General features: G+C 43.9%; 15 protein-coding genes. 8 read left to right on the forward strand and 7 right to left on the reverse strand.

Annotation, left to right across the window (positions count from 1 at the left end):
* Window positions 1-124: 124 nt before the first annotated feature.
* From ITG10_RS20565 to ITG10_RS20580, 4 genes are all read right to left on the reverse strand, one after another.
* Entirely contained in the window at window positions 125-1,996 is a 1,872-nt protein-coding gene (locus ITG10_RS20565) for a methyl-accepting chemotaxis protein (RefSeq protein WP_017630087.1), read from the reverse strand.
* Between the two features lie 436 nt (window positions 1,997-2,432).
* Window positions 2,433-3,803: a YjiH family protein gene (locus ITG10_RS20570; RefSeq protein ID WP_017630088.1), complete on the reverse strand. Its 1,371-nt coding sequence runs from the start codon at window positions 3,801-3,803 to the stop codon at window positions 2,433-2,435.
* A 228-nt stretch (window positions 3,804-4,031) separates the two neighbouring features.
* A complete protein-coding gene (locus tag ITG10_RS20575) occupies window positions 4,032-4,706 on the reverse strand; it encodes a YoaK family protein (RefSeq protein ID WP_017630089.1) in 675 nt (224 codons plus the stop codon).
* A gap of 150 nt (window positions 4,707-4,856) precedes the next feature.
* A complete protein-coding gene (locus ITG10_RS20580; RefSeq protein WP_206598099.1) occupies window positions 4,857-5,339 on the reverse strand; it encodes a GFA family protein in 483 nt (160 codons plus the stop codon).
* A gap of 32 nt (window positions 5,340-5,371) precedes the next feature.
* Between ITG10_RS20580 and ITG10_RS20585 the strand changes: the two genes are divergently transcribed.
* From ITG10_RS20585 to ITG10_RS20595, 3 genes are all read left to right on the forward strand, one after another.
* Entirely contained in the window at window positions 5,372-6,025 is a 654-nt protein-coding gene (locus ITG10_RS20585; protein WP_017630091.1) for a hypothetical protein, read from the forward strand.
* A 126-nt stretch (window positions 6,026-6,151) separates the two neighbouring features.
* The gene (locus ITG10_RS20590) at window positions 6,152-6,451 is read left to right on the forward strand and encodes an isoamylase early set domain-containing protein (protein ID WP_017630092.1); all 300 of its coding nucleotides are present in this window, start codon (window positions 6,152-6,154) and stop codon (window positions 6,449-6,451) included.
* A gap of 367 nt (window positions 6,452-6,818) precedes the next feature.
* The gene (locus ITG10_RS20595) at window positions 6,819-8,129 is read left to right on the forward strand and encodes a peptidoglycan DD-metalloendopeptidase family protein (protein WP_026084167.1); all 1,311 of its coding nucleotides are present in this window, start codon (window positions 6,819-6,821) and stop codon (window positions 8,127-8,129) included.
* Window positions 8,130-8,237: 108 nt separating this feature from the next.
* Here ITG10_RS20595 and ITG10_RS20600 read toward each other — a convergent pair whose 3' ends face one another.
* Window positions 8,238-10,082, reverse strand: coding sequence for a bifunctional diguanylate cyclase/phosphodiesterase (locus tag ITG10_RS20600; protein ID WP_017630094.1), 1,845 nt, complete (start codon window positions 10,080-10,082; stop codon window positions 8,238-8,240).
* Window positions 10,083-10,221: 139 nt separating this feature from the next.
* Window positions 10,222-11,118, reverse strand: coding sequence for a LysR family transcriptional regulator (locus ITG10_RS20605; RefSeq protein WP_017630095.1), 897 nt, complete (start codon window positions 11,116-11,118; stop codon window positions 10,222-10,224).
* A gap of 108 nt (window positions 11,119-11,226) precedes the next feature.
* Between ITG10_RS20605 and ITG10_RS20610 the strand changes: the two genes are divergently transcribed.
* From ITG10_RS20610 to ITG10_RS26375, 5 genes are all read left to right on the forward strand, one after another.
* A complete protein-coding gene (locus ITG10_RS20610) occupies window positions 11,227-12,432 on the forward strand; it encodes a multidrug effflux MFS transporter (protein WP_017630096.1) in 1,206 nt (401 codons plus the stop codon).
* 81 nt (window positions 12,433-12,513) lie between these two features.
* Window positions 12,514-13,440, forward strand: a complete 927-nt coding sequence (locus ITG10_RS20615) for a LysR family transcriptional regulator (protein ID WP_017630097.1) — start codon at window positions 12,514-12,516, stop codon at window positions 13,438-13,440.
* Window positions 13,441-13,555: 115 nt separating this feature from the next.
* Window positions 13,556-14,755, forward strand: coding sequence for an MFS transporter (locus tag ITG10_RS20620; RefSeq protein ID WP_017630098.1), 1,200 nt, complete (start codon window positions 13,556-13,558; stop codon window positions 14,753-14,755).
* A 143-nt stretch (window positions 14,756-14,898) separates the two neighbouring features.
* Entirely contained in the window at window positions 14,899-15,249 is a 351-nt protein-coding gene (locus ITG10_RS20625; protein WP_017057980.1) for a hypothetical protein, read from the forward strand.
* A 323-nt stretch (window positions 15,250-15,572) separates the two neighbouring features.
* The gene (locus ITG10_RS26375) at window positions 15,573-15,707 is read left to right on the forward strand and encodes a hypothetical protein (protein ID WP_017630099.1); all 135 of its coding nucleotides are present in this window, start codon (window positions 15,573-15,575) and stop codon (window positions 15,705-15,707) included.
* Between the two features lie 162 nt (window positions 15,708-15,869).
* Here ITG10_RS26375 and ITG10_RS20630 read toward each other — a convergent pair whose 3' ends face one another.
* Complete coding sequence (locus tag ITG10_RS20630; protein WP_017630100.1) at window positions 15,870-16,487, reverse strand: glutaredoxin; 618 nt, start codon at window positions 16,485-16,487, stop codon at window positions 15,870-15,872.
* Window positions 16,488-16,527: the final 40 nt, after the last annotated feature.

Below are 16,527 nucleotides of genomic sequence, written 5' to 3' on the forward strand. Positions count from 1 at the left end.
GTTAGGTTACAAAAAGAAGCCCCGCTTACTGGCAATCAGTAAGCGGGGCTTTTTATTTTAAGCTATTGCTCGGGAGCTAAAACGATCGGTGACTCAACCAAACGGCGACTGAGCCAAACCGTGGTTAAACCGTAAACTTATTCAATAGCTCGTCTTGTTGGCGAACATTGTCAGTTTGCTGCTGCATTGCCGTGTTCGCTTCTTGAGCTGCTGTAGATACTTGTGTCGAAAGGTCTTTGATCTTAACGGTGTTGTTGTTGATCTCTTCCGCGACTAAGCTCTGCTCTTCTGCTGCTGAAGCAATCTGAATATTCATATCAGAGATACGCTGAATCGCGTCACGAATACGGTCAAGTGAAGAGTTCGCTTGCTGAGCACGTTCAACGGCGTCAGTTGCGGTGTCTTTACTTTGGTTCATCGCATTCGATACTGAGCTTGCGCCTGCTTGAAGCTGCTCGATCATGTTACGAATTTCAGTGGTCGATTCTTGAGTACGTTGCGCCAGAGTACGAACTTCATCGGCTACGACTGCGAAACCACGACCCGATTCACCCGCACGCGCTGCTTCAATCGCTGCGTTTAGTGCTAGTAGGTTGGTTTGGTCTGCAATGTCGTTGATTACCTTAAGAATCGTTTCGATGTTTGCAGTTGCTGATTCAAGTACTTGTACTTCTGCAACGGCTTGGTCGATACGCTCAGATAAGTTATCAATCGCTTGAGTGGTTTCACTAACTACAGAGGTGCCGTCTAGCGTTGCTTCGTCAGCTTCACGAGCCGCAGCCGCAGCACCTTGAGCGTTGTTTGCTACTTCTGTTGCGGTAACCGCCATCTCGTTCATTGCGGTCGCGAGCTGTTCAAGCTCTTGCAGTTGCGTGTTCATCGCATTTGCAGATTCGCCAGCACCTTTCACTGTGAATTCCGTACCACGTTTAATCTCAACGCCAATCGCTTTCGATTGAATGATTTGATTTTGCAGGTTTTCGGTAAAGGTGTTGAAGCCTTTCGCTAGGTCAGAGAACTCTTGGTCTGTGTTGGTATCCAGACGCTTAGTTAAGTCACCTTGTCCGCTCGCCACATCTTGAATCGCTTGGTTAAGTGCATCCAGTGGACGCATCAACACGCGGATCAGAACCGTTAGCGCAACGACACTAAGAATTACAGCAAGCAAAGAGTAGATCATTGAACTGTTTTTCAAGTCTTCGACCGTTTGGTAAGCGATCTCTTCATCTAGGATTGCGCCGATGTACCAATCTTCACTTGGGATGTGTGTGAAGTTAACTAGGAACATTTTGCCGTCGACTTCAATCTCCTGAGAGCCTTCACGAATAGTCGCTTGAGGCATGTAGCTTGAAAGCGTTTCTCCGTTGTTTTTAGCATTCGGGTGAGCAATCGTTGTGCCGTCGGCTGTCACTAGGAATAGGTAGCCCGCATCAAACAGGTTTACTTGGTTCACCAAGGTGGCAAGGTTGGTCAGTTCTAGGTCGTAGAACATACCTGCAGTAAAGCGGCCGTTGTCTTTAACTGGAGTACCCACTGAGATAATGACCTTCTTACTTGATGCATCCACATAAGGCGCGGTAACAACTAAACTGTTTTTGGATTTAGCATCAATGTACCAAGGACGAATTCGTGGGTCGTAATCTGGCCCCGCTTCCCAGCCGTCATCATTTTCAATGACGAAACCGTTTGCTTCATAACCAAAACCAACCGCAAGGAAGCTGTTTTTAAGCTTTGGCTTTTCTAAAATTTCTTTTACGTAAGTACGATCTTGAGGATTGATCTCGATGACTTCAGTCGTCGATTGCGCCAAAGCTTTCTTGGCATTCATCTCGGATACTACTGTATTTTTTACGCCCGAGACCATCTCTTTAAGACTCGCATTGACGTGGTTCTCTACAGCACTTCTAACGGTGTAAAGTTGTTGTATTGAAAGCAATGATACTGTCACTAGCAGCAAGGCTGATGATGCAGCAACCACCTTATGGCTAAATTTCATTGAGTTTTCCCCTTCTCACAGGCTTTGCGAAGACTAAAGTTAATCGTGTTTTTCTAATTATATATATCGACGAGATTGAAATTTACTTGAATGTAATTTCACAAAATAGACTACAAAAATACAACAACCCAAACAATACAAAATTCACTAAATCACATATTTGTTACTTTTATTATTGGGTTCAATGAGTTGGGGAATGGCGCTAGACGGGGTTTAAGGGGGAATTAAGAATGTATTAATTTGCAGATTATGCGTTCAGTTTTCTATTAACACGAGGTGATGTGAATAAACAATATGAAATTAAATGATATGCAGAACTTATATATTGATTAGAATCCAAATAACGCTGTGTATATATTTTGTGCAAATAAAAAGCCCCACAAAAGTGAGGCTTATAATTCTATCTGCTTATTTACTTATATAAGTAGCATCTAATTTAGAATATTAGGTGAGCTACACCAGCGATAACTGGGAGTGTAATTAGAGTACGCAGAATAAAGATGATAAACAGTTCTAAGATGTTTACTGGGATTTTACTACCTAGAAGCAGAGCGCCTACTTCAGACATGTAAATCAGTTGAGTTACCGACATTGCTGCAATAACAAAGCGAGTCATCTCGTTGTCGATAGAAGCTGCAAGGATTGCTGGGATAAACATATCCGCAAAACCAACAACGATCGTTTCAGAGGCTGCAACGGCTTCAGGTACACCAAGTAGCTCTAGGAATGGGATGAAAGGCTGACCTAGGAACGAGAATACAGAGGTGTATTCCGCAATCACCAACGCCATGGTACCAAGGCCCATAACAACAGGCAGTACACCAAAGACCATATCAACAGCGTTACGAACGCCTTCGCCAAATACAGACTTAGCCGACTTCACTTGTGATGCTTTGTTTACTGCTAGCTCAAGGCCCCAAGAGAATGTTGAGTGACCTGCAGGAATCGCGTCAGCGTCTTTGTGCGGCTTGCTACCATCAATGAAGGTGTCTTTTTTCATGCTTAGTGGTGGAAGGCGAGGGATGATTACCGCTGCTACAATACCCGCTAGACAGATTGCTGCGTAGAAAGGTAGGAACAAGTGCTCTAACTCTACTTGTGCAATGACCACAAGGCTGAACGTAATCGATACTGCCGAGAAAGTCGTACCAACAACCGCAGCTTCACGTTGAGTGTAGAATTTCTTTTCGTACTGTTTGCTTGTAAGCAGGATACCAACGCTGCCATCACCTAACCAAGAAGCCATACAGTCGATAGCACTACGACCTGGTAGGTTGAAGATTGGGCGCATGATTTTGCTTAACAAGGTGCCAAACAACTCTAGCAAACCGAAGTTAAGTAGAAGAGGTAGTAGCAAACCCGCAAAGATAAATACTGAGAACAGTGTAGGAAGTAGGCCTTCTAACACTAAACCACCGGTGTTTTCTTCCAAAATAAACTCTGGACCTACTTGGAAGAACGCCATGAATGCCGCAGCACCACCAATCAAACGAACCAACAACCACAGTGGAGATGGGTTGAAAAGGCCGTTTAAAAATGAATTCGATGTAATGAATGTAGGCTTGAAAATGGTGCTTAAAACGGAAGCTACAGACATGAAAGCGACGATCGCAGTGATAATAGAGACTAGGTACTCACCGAAAACCGCTTGAATTGACTTGGCTAAGATCGCTACAGGGATGGTGAGATCGCCTTGATAGCTGATTGGTGCCATGAAAAGGAATAAACCAATCAATGATGGGATTAAGAAAACCCAGAAACTGCCTTTAGATTTCTCTGTTTGAGCAGTATTCGTGTTGTTAGACATGTTATTGTTCTCGAATTTCTACACGTAAAAAAGCCACATCCTTGGCATTTTTATTCACTAAACGTCCGTATTTTCTCATTGGGTGCAAGATTACCCAGTATTAATATCGCTTGCAATACTATTCATCAAATATCGCTAAGTATTCACACTGGTTATTCTGCAACTCCTTAAGAGTTTAGAATAAAGTGTTGCGGATGTTACGTAGTTTGAGGATATATTGCCAGATATTTATAAATTTACTGGCGTTTCAGTTCGATAGGTCAAGTATAGCCAATAGCTAAACGCAATGATGAAGGCGAAAGAAGCAGGGAACGCCAGAGCTAATATTTCGAAGCGTTGGAACAAGCAAGCGCCCGTTAAGCCTCCAAATAGAAAACCGACAACGATGAACATCAGCAGTTTGGCTTTGCGGCGGTCAAAGGGCATGCCTTTAAGGCGAGCACCAATCATGATCCCAAGATCCGTGATGATCCCGCTCATGTGTGTGGTACGAATGATCGCACCGCTATAAGTCGTGATCATTGCGTTTTGCAACCCACATGCGGCTGAAGCGAAGTATTGGCCTGACATGTAGCCTTGTAATAGTGCCCAAAGTGCCAAGAATAACAACCCACCTTCAATACATAGCGCGACACCGTAGCGGCGTCCTAGCTTTAGTGCTTGGTTTTCAATAAAGAACCCACTAAAGGCTGCGCCTAACATAAAGCTCATGATCACCAATAGAAGGTGCACTGATGCCGAAGTTGGGGTGAGTAGGCTGCTGCCGAGTAAAGACATGGTGCCAGAGATGTGCGAGATGGCTTGATGTTGGAAACCAAGTAACCCAATAGCATTTACGCTGCCAGCAAGGCCTGCTAGCAGTAGCGCGCCGTATTCAACCCAGCGAGGTAGCTTAGAAATCATGTGGTTCACCCTGGGTTAGAAAGAGGAGCAGATTATAACGCTAGCGAAAAGATACGCTAGCGTTGCGGGGCTTTCATATTTGATCTTGGGCAACAGTATTGCAGTTTGTTTCTTTACAGGTGTTATCGCAATACTTGAGGGTTGTAGCCACTAATTATAGTGACTCATTTGATGGTCAAATTTGACCCAACCATGTTTGCGCTCTTCATAAACTGAAAAACTTGGCAGTGGAAAATCTTGTTCTTTAAATAGCCCGAGAGGGACGATATAAAAATCGGCAGCGGCAACAGATTGTAAAAGCATAGTGGTGCCACATTGAGGACAAAACTGATAGGTGACTTCATTGCCTGTATCGCTAATGCGTGAGAAAGAGGTGATCTCCCCGCTGAGTGTGACTTGTTCAATTGGGAACCGAGCTTGAACGCCGAACACGCTTCCTGTGCGTTTTTGGCATTCATAGCAATGACACACAGAGGTGCGTTGAGGCTCACCGCGGCATACGAGATTGACGGCTCCACAGCGACATTCGCAACTTCTGATATTTCTGTCTTTAATATGATTGATATCCATCCATGCTCCACTTCTGGTTAACCCTGTATTGATAATTATACTAAAGCCCTTTATGGTCTGCACAACTGGATGAAAACAAAAGAATATAATTGCTCATGAAAAAGAAAATCTTGCCTATACCTCTGATTTTACTGATTCCAATTGTCATGCTGGTCGTGGTGATATTGGCGGGTGTTTATCGTTTTAGTTTAAGTGATGAAGAAATCTTAGCTAAGTTTCCTTCTTCTCAAGTCAGTTATGACCCAGTCGTAGAAACCGTTTTTGATTTGAAGACAACCAACCCATGGACAATCAAAGTACCTGAAACCAACGCATACGCCTTTATTAATGAAATCGATGCGCCAAAAGCAATCGCGTTTGGTCGTTATGATTCTGGAGTAGAGCGTGGCGTGGTGACTGTTGATACGAAAAGCCTTTCTGCGGTGACCTTGGGCAACGCGAGTTTTTTCGTTGCGCCAATGTGGATATCAAACCAAGGCAGTGGCGTATTCTATTACCTTGGTCTGTTTAAACATGATCAGCAGCGAAGCCGTGTGGTGCTAGTTGACCAGCTTTTCTTGGGCGACCGCGTGCAAATTCAGACTTTGGATGTCGTTCAGCAGCCAGATTCGCAATCACAGAAAAAACTCACAGGGGAAGGTTTTATCGGCTTTACTCAGCATTCTGCGGAACAATCATTTGCAGAACCCCCTTCTGAAAAGGTGTTGATGAGCTTTTCTTTTGATACGCAATCAATTGGTAAGCAATAGCGTTTTCGTTAGTGCAAGGATTTGTTGTTTATGTGAGCCAAATTACATATTATCTTAATAAGATGAATGAAATTTAGACACTTTTTTGTGCTTGTGTCTGCTTACTTTTACAAATGGAGCTTGCGAATGATTAATAAACGTTTTTTTAAGACGAAAGATGAAGTGGAAGTGACCTTCGAGCTAGAAGCTCAAGAGGCGAACTCTGTATCCATTGTTGCTGACTTCCTTGACTGGAAAGCCACGCCAATGAAAAAACTGGCGAAAGGAAAAGTCTACAAATTCAAAACTCGCTTACCTAAAGATGGCGAGTTTCAATTTCGCTACCTAGTTGATGATCAGCAATGGGTAAACGATTCGAATGCCGACCGTTACATTCCAAATGAATTTGGCGAAGACAACTGCCTAGTGTCGACGGTTAACGCTTAATCGCGATCGTTTGTTTTAGGTAAAAAGTCGCGTTTTTCGAACTCAGCCGTCTTGCTTCAATCGTGATAATGGATTGAGTTGTTTAAGCGCTTCATTTTCTAAAAACGGCGACTAATTCGCTTCGTTTATTAATTATTCGAAACGGAATAACGTAAATTAATAGAAAGCAGAAACTAGCCGTTTCTGCTTTTTTATTTTCAAATTTAGCGGTTAATTTTATTTGGAGAGAAGTGAACGTTCACTTACGGCAACTCAATGACTTAGCTCTACGTAGACAGATTCACGTCATATTATGACAATGCATTGATGATTTATGCGTTTGAAAAGCATATCCTATGCCTTTATATCGTAGAAAGACCTGTTTACCGTGTATTCAAAAATATTTCCCTCTCCGTTTGCTGAGCTTTCACCTGTAAAAAAAGTAGCTATTTTGGGACTGCCACTTATTGCTGCGATTGGTGTTGCTTTGCAATCGTCACAATCGGATCTGACGAAAACGATCGATCTTGATTTACCCGACTCAACTGTGATTGAGTCTATTCTGTCACCTTCTTCTGTTACTGTTATCGAGCCGCCAACGTTTGAGTACCAAATTCAAACGGGTGATAACTTAAGTAGCATCTTCACTCAGCTTGGGTTTTCTTATAAATCGATGATGAGCGTGATGGAAACCGATTTAAACTTCCTTGCGTTGGACACGCTTCGTCCAGGTAACACATTGCGTTTTTGGCGTGATGAGGCGACGGGCGATCTTTCTAAAATGGAACTTCAATTTAGTGTTGCGGATAAAGTGGTTTATCGACTGCTTGAAGACGGCACATACGAGTTTGAAGATATCTCTATTCCGGGCGAATGGAAGCAGCGACCTCTCGTGGGTGATATCCATGGCAGCTTCTCAATGTCGGCGAATAAAGCTGGCCTGAACAGCCTTGAGATTGACCATATTGTGACCCTTCTTAAAGACAAGCTGAACTTCAGCCGTGACTTACGTGCCGGCGATCAGTTTGAGGTGCTTCAGAAAGCGCAATTTGTTGATGGTGTTGCTACGGGCAAACGCGAAATTGAAGCAATTAAGATTATAAACCGCAATCGTGTTGTGTCTGCGTACCTTCATACTGATGGTCAATACTACGACGCAGACGGTGATAGCCTTCAACGTGCTTTCCAACGTTATCCTGTAAACAGCAGCTGGCGTCAGAGTTCTCAATTTAACCCTAAACGTCTACACCCGGTGACTGGCCGAATCTCACCGCACAATGGTACGGATTTCGCGACACCAATTGGCACGCCTGTTCAATCAACGGGTGACGGCAAAGTGATCATGACCCGTAAACACCCTTATGCGGGTAACTATGTGGTGATTCAACAGGGTAGCACTTATAAAACGCGTTACTTGCACTTAAGCAAGATCCTTGTTCGTAAAGGACAAACGGTATCTCGTGGTCAACGTATTGGTCTATCGGGTAAAACGGGTCGAGTGACAGGTGCTCACTTGCACTATGAACTGATCGAACGTGGTCGCCCTGTTGATGCGATGAAAGCGAATATCCCAATGGCCGATTCTGTGCCTAAAAAGGAAAAAGCGACATTCACAGCCGCGAGAGATGAAGCCGACAAGCTATTGAAGGCAGCGTTAGAAACGCGCAATCTAGCAATGGTTAATAATGCTAGTAAGTAGCTAACCATTAAACTGTTTTAAAGCCGCAAGAGCATCACAAAGCACAGTCAGTGTTTAATGAAGATCTTGCGGCTTTTTTAGTTCTCGGTAGAAGAGTCGGCAAGGGTTTTAAACTAAAGGCTCTGAGTGCGCGACATAGCTAACGATAGCTTCAGGTCGCATTGGAGGTGAGTAGAGGTAACCTTGGATCTTGTCACATCCCATCGCGTGCAGTTTTTCTAATTGCTCACGTTTTTCAACCCCTTCCGCAACCAAAGATACATCGAGCCTATGGGCCAATTGAACAATCAGCCACACTACGCTCTCTGAGGTCGAGCTAGTCAACAAGTCTCGAATAAAGGTCGCATCAATTTTAATGCAATCGATAGGGTAGCTGTGGATGTAATTCAAACTGGAGTAGCCTGTACCGAAGTCGTCGAGGGCAATCGTGAAGCCTTGTCCTCTCAGAAAGTTAAGAGCGGATTTAGTCTCTTGTGTTGGCGATAACAGAACTGTTTCGGTTAACTCGATAACAAACTCATTCGCCTTAAAATGGTGCTGTTCAATGGTCCGAGTCAGGTAGGAGATATAACGTTTCGAATCAGTAAGCTCATGCGCAGAGCAGTTGATTCCAAGCTTAACCTTATAGCCTAAACCTTGCTCTAGTGTGGTTTTAGCGCGGCACACCAGTTCAATAATGCGTTCGCCTAATTCGACAATCAGCCCCGATTCTTCAGCCACTTGAATAAACTCTACGGGTGAGATGTCACCATGTCTGGCTGTTTTCCAGCGAGTCAGTACCTCGAAGTACTCCCATTGCGTTTCACCTTGACCCACAATTGGCTGTACCACCACGTACATGCCATTGCTGTCGGGGATATAGCTTTGTGAAATTGGGTTTTCCAGTTCACTTCGTAGCGCAGCGACTAGCTCGGTTTTTCTTTGGTAACGAACTCTTAAGTGAGTGTCATAACATTGAATATGGGTATCTTGGCTGTGTTTACACTCTTTAAGCGCCAAGCTGGTATTGAAGATTATCTGCTCAACGTCTTTGTTGTCTCCATCCGAACTGGCAATTCCGATGCTGATGTCGAAATCTATCTTGATATCAACGCTACTGTAGCCTTGTTTAATTTTGGCCAGTATTTGTTCGCACACGGCTATCGGGTCGGAATGGTAGGTGATGAAGGCGAACTCATTACCCGCAGTTCGAAAAGTCAGGTTGCTTTCAGGTAAAGTTCGGCGCAATGTTTCTGCGACAAACTGCAGCACCTTGTCACCAATATAATTACCGTACATATCATTAATGGCTTTGAAGCTATTGATATCGAGTAAGGCCAACGTAAAAGGGGTAACACTCTGTTGAGTGATTGATTCTAAGGTATCGGATAAGCAGCTGCGATTTAACAAACCAGTTAAGCTGTCGTGTGATACCTCGTAACTCAGCTGATTTACCAGTTGTTCAGAGCGATCATTGAACCACATCTCTCTTAGCGTGTGGATGATGATGTCAGCAAATAGCTGATGGTGCTTGATCACATCATTTTGTTGGTCTGGGCTAAGAGGAGAGGTGAACGTTGAGAACAGCACTCCCATGACCTCACCACTTTGGGTACGAGTAGGAATTGCGATCGAGTTTTGTGAGGTGATTTCCTGCCTAAACGCCGACGTAGGAAGCGACTGAATGACATATTGCGCAAACGAACAATCTGGGTGACGTTGATTCACCGCCTGTTGGTAGATATGACCATGACGCGCGTTGATCTTGTCATGCAGTACATGGTCGGAATGGGCAATCACCAAGGGAACCGTTTGGTCTGGGAAGTACTTCTTCTCAATGATACTGGTGTATTGAGTACCAAATGTTTGGTGCAACGTGAGCACAGCCGACTCTAAAAGGTCGATACCTTCCAACTTAAGTAAACGCCCAATGCGCTCTGTATCTATCATGCTGTTGTGGGTATGTTGAGTCATAGTCACCATCCATAGCTAACCAGAATCATTGTGTAAGCTGTTTATGTAAGGTCTTGTCTATCTGTGCATACAAAACAATATGCGTCTAGTTTATTATTGGTCGTGTTGTATAACTTTTCAAATTTAAATGTGATTTATTTCACAGAATCTGAGTGCTTCGCTCTCGATCCAGCCTCTCTTTGAGGTGGTCCAAAAACAGCTTGGTTCGAGTGTGTGAGTAATCAAGCTTAGGGTAGTACGCGTAAACCATCACTTCGTCTGCTGTTATATTTGGCAATACTGGAACTAATGTCCCTTGTTTTAGATCTTCTTTGATCATCGCTTTGATGGTTAACAACACGCCCATCCCACGCTTCGCCGCATGAAATAACGCCTCTGGATTGGTAGTGGCAAAGTTACCGTTTAACGTGATTCGCTGCCCTTTGGTGAGTGCTACTTCACGGGTCGGACGCTCTCCCCAAATCAACGAGTTGTGTTGCTCTAAATCTTGCTCACAAGTGGGGTAGCCGTACTTGGCGAGATAGCTTGGTGCTGCATAGAAGCTGGCTCTATGCTCGAACAATGGCGTTTTTTTGAAGCTTAATGAGTTGAGTTGTTCTAGTTCACGACTGATTACCAAGTCCAAACCAAGCTCGGGTAATTGACCGGGCGTAGTGGTGATGAGTTGAACCTTAATATCAGGGTACTTTTCTAAGAAGTCGTCCATGTATTGCACAAGAAACTTAGAGCCAACCGCAATGGTCGCGCCTATCTTTAGCAAGCCCGCAGGGGTTTGGTTGACCGAGCGAGTTTCATCAATGATCGACTGCCAATTGTCGAGTTGATCTTTTGCTCTTTGATAGAAGAGTGCGCCTGCTTCGGTCTGGCTAATTGAGCGAGTGGTGCGCTTTAAAAGTTGAGTGCCGATGCGTTCTTCTAGCCAGTTTACTCTTTTGCTAATTGCTGAGCTGGTGGTATTGAGTTTACGCGCAGCGCCATTAAAACTGCCTTCTTCAACCACTCTAACGTAGCTTTTTACGTTGAGAATCCAATCCATATTATTTCCTGTTGGGACTTAATTAAATTCCAATTTGGTTAATTATCAATTACTGGTTTTGAATATAGACTTATATCATGAACAAATATCAAACGAATAGGGAATTTTTTGAGCCAATCGACCTTTAAAAAAACGCCATTACTGTTAGCAATGATGATCATTGCGACGGGACAAGTGGGTGTCAGCATCTACTTGCCAGCACTGCCGCTGATTGCTACTGACTTAAGTGTTACCCAAGTGGATGTGCAACTGCTCGTCACACTGTTTCTTGTGGGTTTCGGCTTATCGCAGCTGTTTTATGGACCGATGTCCGATGCGGTGGGAAGAAGACCTATTTTCTTGTTAGGTCAGGGTGTTTATTTGATTGGTACTGTCGTTTGTTTTGCTTTTTCTGACAACATGACTGCGTTGGAAGTAGGTCGATTACTGCAAGGATTAGGGGCGGGCAGTGCCTCGGTGCTAGGGCGAAGCGTACTTCGTGACAGTTATGATGGCCCTCAGCTGACTAAAGCCTTGTCCTACATTTCCCTAACGGCTTCGATCATGCCGATCATTGCACCTGTATTTGGTGGCTGGATTTCATTCCACCTTGGTTGGCAGGCTGTGTTCCTTTTCGTTCTATTGTATTTATTGGCGATATTCACATTGGGTTACTTCGTGTTGCATGAGACTCTGCCATATGGGAAGAGCCGTTTTGAAGTAAGCCAAGTGGTAAAGAACTACGGACGCTTGTTAACGAATCGCCAAGTGATAAGCAGCGCCAGCTATAACTGGATGAGTTATATGGCGAGTTTGGTATCGTTATCTCTATTCCCATTTTTAATGCAGGAGCAACTAGGGCTGACAGCGGCTGAATATGGATCTTTGATGATTGTGCCTTCGGCAGGATTGTTGATTGGTAGCGTGGCGTTGAACATACTCAATCGTCGATTCAGTACGCCTCAGTTAATGAGCCTCGCGATTTTGATTATACTGGCGTCTGGCTCTTGGTTGTTAACACATGAACTCTCCATCTTTAACCTAGTGTGGGCATTTACTTGGCTGGCGATCGCACAGGGTATTTCTTTCCCTCTTTCTATCAGCATGTTGTTGGAGCCCCACAAGAAGCAAGCGGGCGCGGTGTCTGCTCTATCCGGTTCGATTCAAATGTGTTTGGCGGGTTTGCTAGGTGGATACTTGGTTGAAAGTTGGGTTACGACTCATCTACAACTTGGCGTGTTCTATCTTATCATCGGCGCAGGTATGGGCAGCGTGCTTTGGTCTTCAGCGAGAATGAACAAGAAAGCGGACAACGCGGAAGTAGAATTCAGCTAAATGAATAAGTGTGGCTCGGTTACTCAGCTCTAAAAAGATGCGATACTTTAAGTAACTGATTGATAGTGAGCTGAGATACTTATGGAAATCAAAGTGCTTCGTAGTTTTGTGGCCGTAGCAACCCACCGTAGTTTTTCGAGGGCAGCGAAAGAGCTGCATACGGTACAGCCTGCTATTAGTCGCCACATTACCAGTCTTGAAGATGAGTTGGGTGTTAAGCTTTTCTTCCGCACATCGCGAGAAGTCACGATTACCGCTGCGGGTTCAAGGTTGTTGCAAGATGCGCTCCATCTGATTGAACAAACCGAGAGCACCAAACAAGCCGTCATCCAAGCCGCCTCAGGTGTGGTAGGTAGCCTCAAGATAGGGTATCTAGGAGGAGCAACGCTCGGCTTTCTTCCTGCTTTAGTTCGAAACTATCTCCAACATAATCCAAATATCGATGTCGGTTTGTATGAAATGACCGTGTCTGAGCAAATTGAAGCGCTTGAGAAACATGACATTGATATCGCTTTCTCGCGCGTTTTGCCTGCTGGTTTCGAAGATAGCTATATATCGACCAATATCTACACCGACAAACTGGTGGCAGCGGTTTCTATCACGCACCCTTTAGCAAATCGGAATGAAATCAATCTCAGCGAACTAAAGTATGACCCTTTTGTTGTGTTCGAGCGCGAGCAGGCTGTTGGGCTATTTGACTCGATCATTACTCAGTGTCAAATGTCAGGCTTCTCACCCAACATCAAAAAACAGCCGAATCAGATGCAGGCCGTGCTTACTCAGGTCGCTGCTGGGTTAGGGGTGACCATTGTGCCTTATTCGGTAAAAGACCTTAGGTTCGATGAATGTTCATTTATCTCTATTAGATCCAATCAAGCTATTGATTCAAAGCCCGTTGAGATCCCTTTGGTCATGACGCATCATCGGCATACTCTCTCCCCAACGGCTCGAGTGTTTGCCGAACTTGTATACAGCGAGATTGATAATATCCGTCGTAAAATGACCTAAAATCTATCTATGCAATAACGGTATAGATTCTAGATTAAATGGCTATTTCTGTTATTTTAAGCGTCCCCTTAAACTCTACTCATCAACGCAATGAGACAGAATTTAAGGGTTAAACATGAAACAAACTCAAAGAGAATTATTAGGCACAGGTCGTTTACTGTTAATGTCTAGTGCAGTATCTGCAACAGCTGCCAACCTTTACTACAACCAACCAATATTGCCGAAAATTGGTACTGAACTGGGTTTATCAAGTGAACAGCTCGGCTCTATTCCTGCTGCGGGTCAGATAGGATATGCAGCGGCATTATTGTTTCTCTCGCCATTAGGGGATAAGTTACCGCGTAAGCAACTCATCTCGATTCTCTCTGTATTACTTGTTTTCTCTTCATTAGTGGCTTCAAACGCTTCCAGTTTGTTGGCAATGGTGCTTGCTTGTTTTGCTATTGGTCTTAGCGCCAATATTACTCAACAACTCATCCCTTTTGCGGCCTCTTTAAGCACACCTGAAACTAAAGGTCGAGTAATCGGTACCTTAATGACCGGTTTAACTGTTGGTATTTTGCTTTCTCGTACAGTCAGTGGCTTTGTAGGAGAGCAATATGGCTGGCGCGCGGTGTTTATTATGTCTGCCGTTTTAGCATCATTGTTTGGTGTATTGCTTTACGTGTTTTTACCGTCCAATAAACCGACCAACAACATGCCTTATCTAAAGTTAGTAGCGAGCATGGCGACGTTAGTAAAACAGCATGCGATTTTACGAAAATCAGCGCTGACTGGTGCGTTGTGGTTTGCTTCTTTTAATGCGCTTTGGGCAACGTTGGCACTGCACGTAAGTGAAGCTCCGTTCAATTACAACGCTCAACAGGCGGGTTTATTCGGTGTGGTGGCACTGGCAGGTGTGATTGGTGCAAAGGTATCTGGCGCGATTGTGAGTAAGTTCGGCTCTCGCAAGATGATCAATATGGCGTTAGTTTTGATTGTGGTTGGCTTTGCGGTTTCAGGTATGTTCGGCGATCACTTAATGGGTCTCATTGCTGGCATCATTTTAATCGACTTAGGTGTGTTCAGTGCACAGGTCTCTAACCAAGTTCGCGTGTTTTCTATCGACCCGCAAGCGCAAAGTCGTATCAATGGTATTTACATGCTGGGTTACTATTTAGGTGGCGCGTTTGGTTCGTTTGCTGGCGTGTTGTCGTTTGAACACTTTGGTTGGCATGGCGTTGCGGTATTCAGTGCTCTGATGGTCGTCGCAAGCTTGGTGGTTAACAACCGAAAAGACAAAGGCGCTGCGATTCAGGCGGAGCTTAGTGTCTAAGTGAGGTCGCTGAGTCTAGATGAATAGAGTTCGTGGTATGAATAGAGCTCTTCGGGATAATAAGAAGTGCTTTATCGTTAAGACGTTGTATTTGTCTGACTGGTTTTCTACAATACTGGCGTCCATTTAATAGGTAAAACAAAATGCAGCAAAATGAATTTGAAGTACTGGTAAAAGCTATCTGCGCACTAGATGGCCTACCTCAAGCACTTGAGCTATTGAAATCCAATGAGGATACTGAAGTTGCTGAGGCTGCCGCTTCACTGACTGGTCAATTTGCGCTAGCGGAAGTGGAAGGCGAAAAGCGCATTTACCACGTGACGCTTCAAGAGAATGAACAAGGCGAAGAGCAAGAGTACATCGAACATGTAATGAATGAAGGCGATGACTTAATCAAATTTGCAGCTTGGTTCTTCGAAACTATGTTCGAACTAAAGCAAAAAGATACTTACCAAATTGCGGGTAAAACTTACCGTCAGCCAAAGCGTAGCTAAGGCTTTAGTTATCGTTAATGACTTCAGTATCAAAGCATGAAGTTTAAGCGAAGCATTTAAAAAAGCAGCTCACATGAGCTGCTTTTTTTATGGGTGTTTCAATCTAGATCCCAAGAGACATTACATGTATTGCACCAAAGTCAAAACGAGTAATAGCTTAAGTTATTGATATATAACTATACTTTTGATTGTGATTACAACGGGAATACTCACGCTGTAATAAAATTCATCAACTTGCATTAAAGTGTGATTTAGATCTTGTTTTTGGGTGTTTTAAGTGTAGAATCCGCGCTTAAGAAAGTTGATTATGTGCGGAGATAAGCATGAACTACGAACTAGGCCACGTATACCTTGGTCAAATGGCAGCAAAGAACATGATGCACGAAGCATTGTATGGCAAGTCAAAGCCAAAAAAAGTATCATTCTTTAAGCGAATGATGAAGAAAATGGCTAAGTAAGCATTTTCCAAAACGGAATTTTAAAAGGCCTTAAACTCATTGAAGTTTAAGGCCTTTTTCGTTTTAGCGATTGATGACTTTCATCGCTTTGTTTTGTTGTGGATGGACACAAGAAAACACTGATTAGTAAATGATCGGAAGTTTAACTCTATCTAAGCGAGATCAGCTTGCCGATTGATTGGATAAGTCGACCACATTGTTTGGAATGGAATCTAGACCATTTTCTTTCATCCATGCTTCCAAGTTGTCTGCTCCGCCGATGTATTTGCCATCAAGCCAGATCTGAGGAACGGTCACCGGTGTTTTTTCACCAATGTGTGCTTTCACTTCTGGAATCATGCGATATAAGGCAGCACTGTCTTTAACGACATCGTGATAGGTATATTCGACACCCGCTTCATCAAGCATTTTCTTAGCTTTCACACAGAATGGGCAGGTCGCTTTGCCATAAACGATATTGCCTTTTAGGCTGTCTCGTTTGGTCCACTCTTTGATTACTGATTGAACCAATACACCACGATTGAGTGCTTCACCTTGGCTAACAACCTTGCCTTCAACAACAAGGATAGGCGCATGCCAAGAACCTAGTTTTAGCGGTTCCCACCAGTGAGATAACCAATCTTTCACTTCTAGTTCGACATCAACGTCAGCCAATTCATTCTCAAAAGTATCCTTAAGAATGTCTTTGGTAAGGGTACATTCTCCACATGGGATGTTTACTTTAAATGGACCCCAGCTGCCTGCCCAACGGTATAGTGTAATCTTGACTGGTTTCTTCATGGTTACGACCTCGCTTAAAATTCTCTTATCAATATAGAAC

The organism is Vibrio sp. ED004, from assembly GCF_023206395.1.
In the GTDB taxonomy this organism is placed as follows: domain Bacteria; phylum Pseudomonadota; class Gammaproteobacteria; order Enterobacterales; family Vibrionaceae; genus Vibrio.

Excerpts from the sequence above, each read along its gene's own strand:
- ITG10_RS20565 (WP_017630087.1), bottom strand. The coding sequence starts at position 1,996 with ATGAAATTTAGCCATAAGGTGGTTGCTGCATCATCAGCCTTGCTGCTA.
- ITG10_RS20570 (WP_017630088.1), bottom strand. The coding sequence starts at position 3,803 with ATGTCTAACAACACGAATACTGCTCAAACAGAGAAATCTAAAGGCAGT.
- ITG10_RS20575 (WP_017630089.1), bottom strand. The coding sequence starts at position 4,706 with ATGATTTCTAAGCTACCTCGCTGGGTTGAATACGGCGCGCTACTGCTA.
- ITG10_RS20585 (WP_017630091.1), top strand. The coding sequence starts at position 5,372 with ATGAAAAAGAAAATCTTGCCTATACCTCTGATTTTACTGATTCCAATT.
- ITG10_RS20590 (WP_017630092.1), top strand. The coding sequence starts at position 6,152 with ATGATTAATAAACGTTTTTTTAAGACGAAAGATGAAGTGGAAGTGACC.
- ITG10_RS20600 (WP_017630094.1), bottom strand. The coding sequence starts at position 10,082 with ATGACTCAACATACCCACAACAGCATGATAGATACAGAGCGCATTGGG.
- ITG10_RS20605 (WP_017630095.1), bottom strand. The coding sequence starts at position 11,118 with ATGGATTGGATTCTCAACGTAAAAAGCTACGTTAGAGTGGTTGAAGAA.
- ITG10_RS20615 (WP_017630097.1), top strand. The coding sequence starts at position 12,514 with ATGGAAATCAAAGTGCTTCGTAGTTTTGTGGCCGTAGCAACCCACCGT.
- ITG10_RS20620 (WP_017630098.1), top strand. The coding sequence starts at position 13,556 with ATGAAACAAACTCAAAGAGAATTATTAGGCACAGGTCGTTTACTGTTA.
- ITG10_RS20625 (WP_017057980.1), top strand. The coding sequence starts at position 14,899 with ATGCAGCAAAATGAATTTGAAGTACTGGTAAAAGCTATCTGCGCACTA.
- ITG10_RS26375 (WP_017630099.1), top strand. The coding sequence starts at position 15,573 with ATGAACTACGAACTAGGCCACGTATACCTTGGTCAAATGGCAGCAAAG.
- ITG10_RS20630 (WP_017630100.1), bottom strand. The coding sequence starts at position 16,487 with ATGAAGAAACCAGTCAAGATTACACTATACCGTTGGGCAGGCAGCTGG.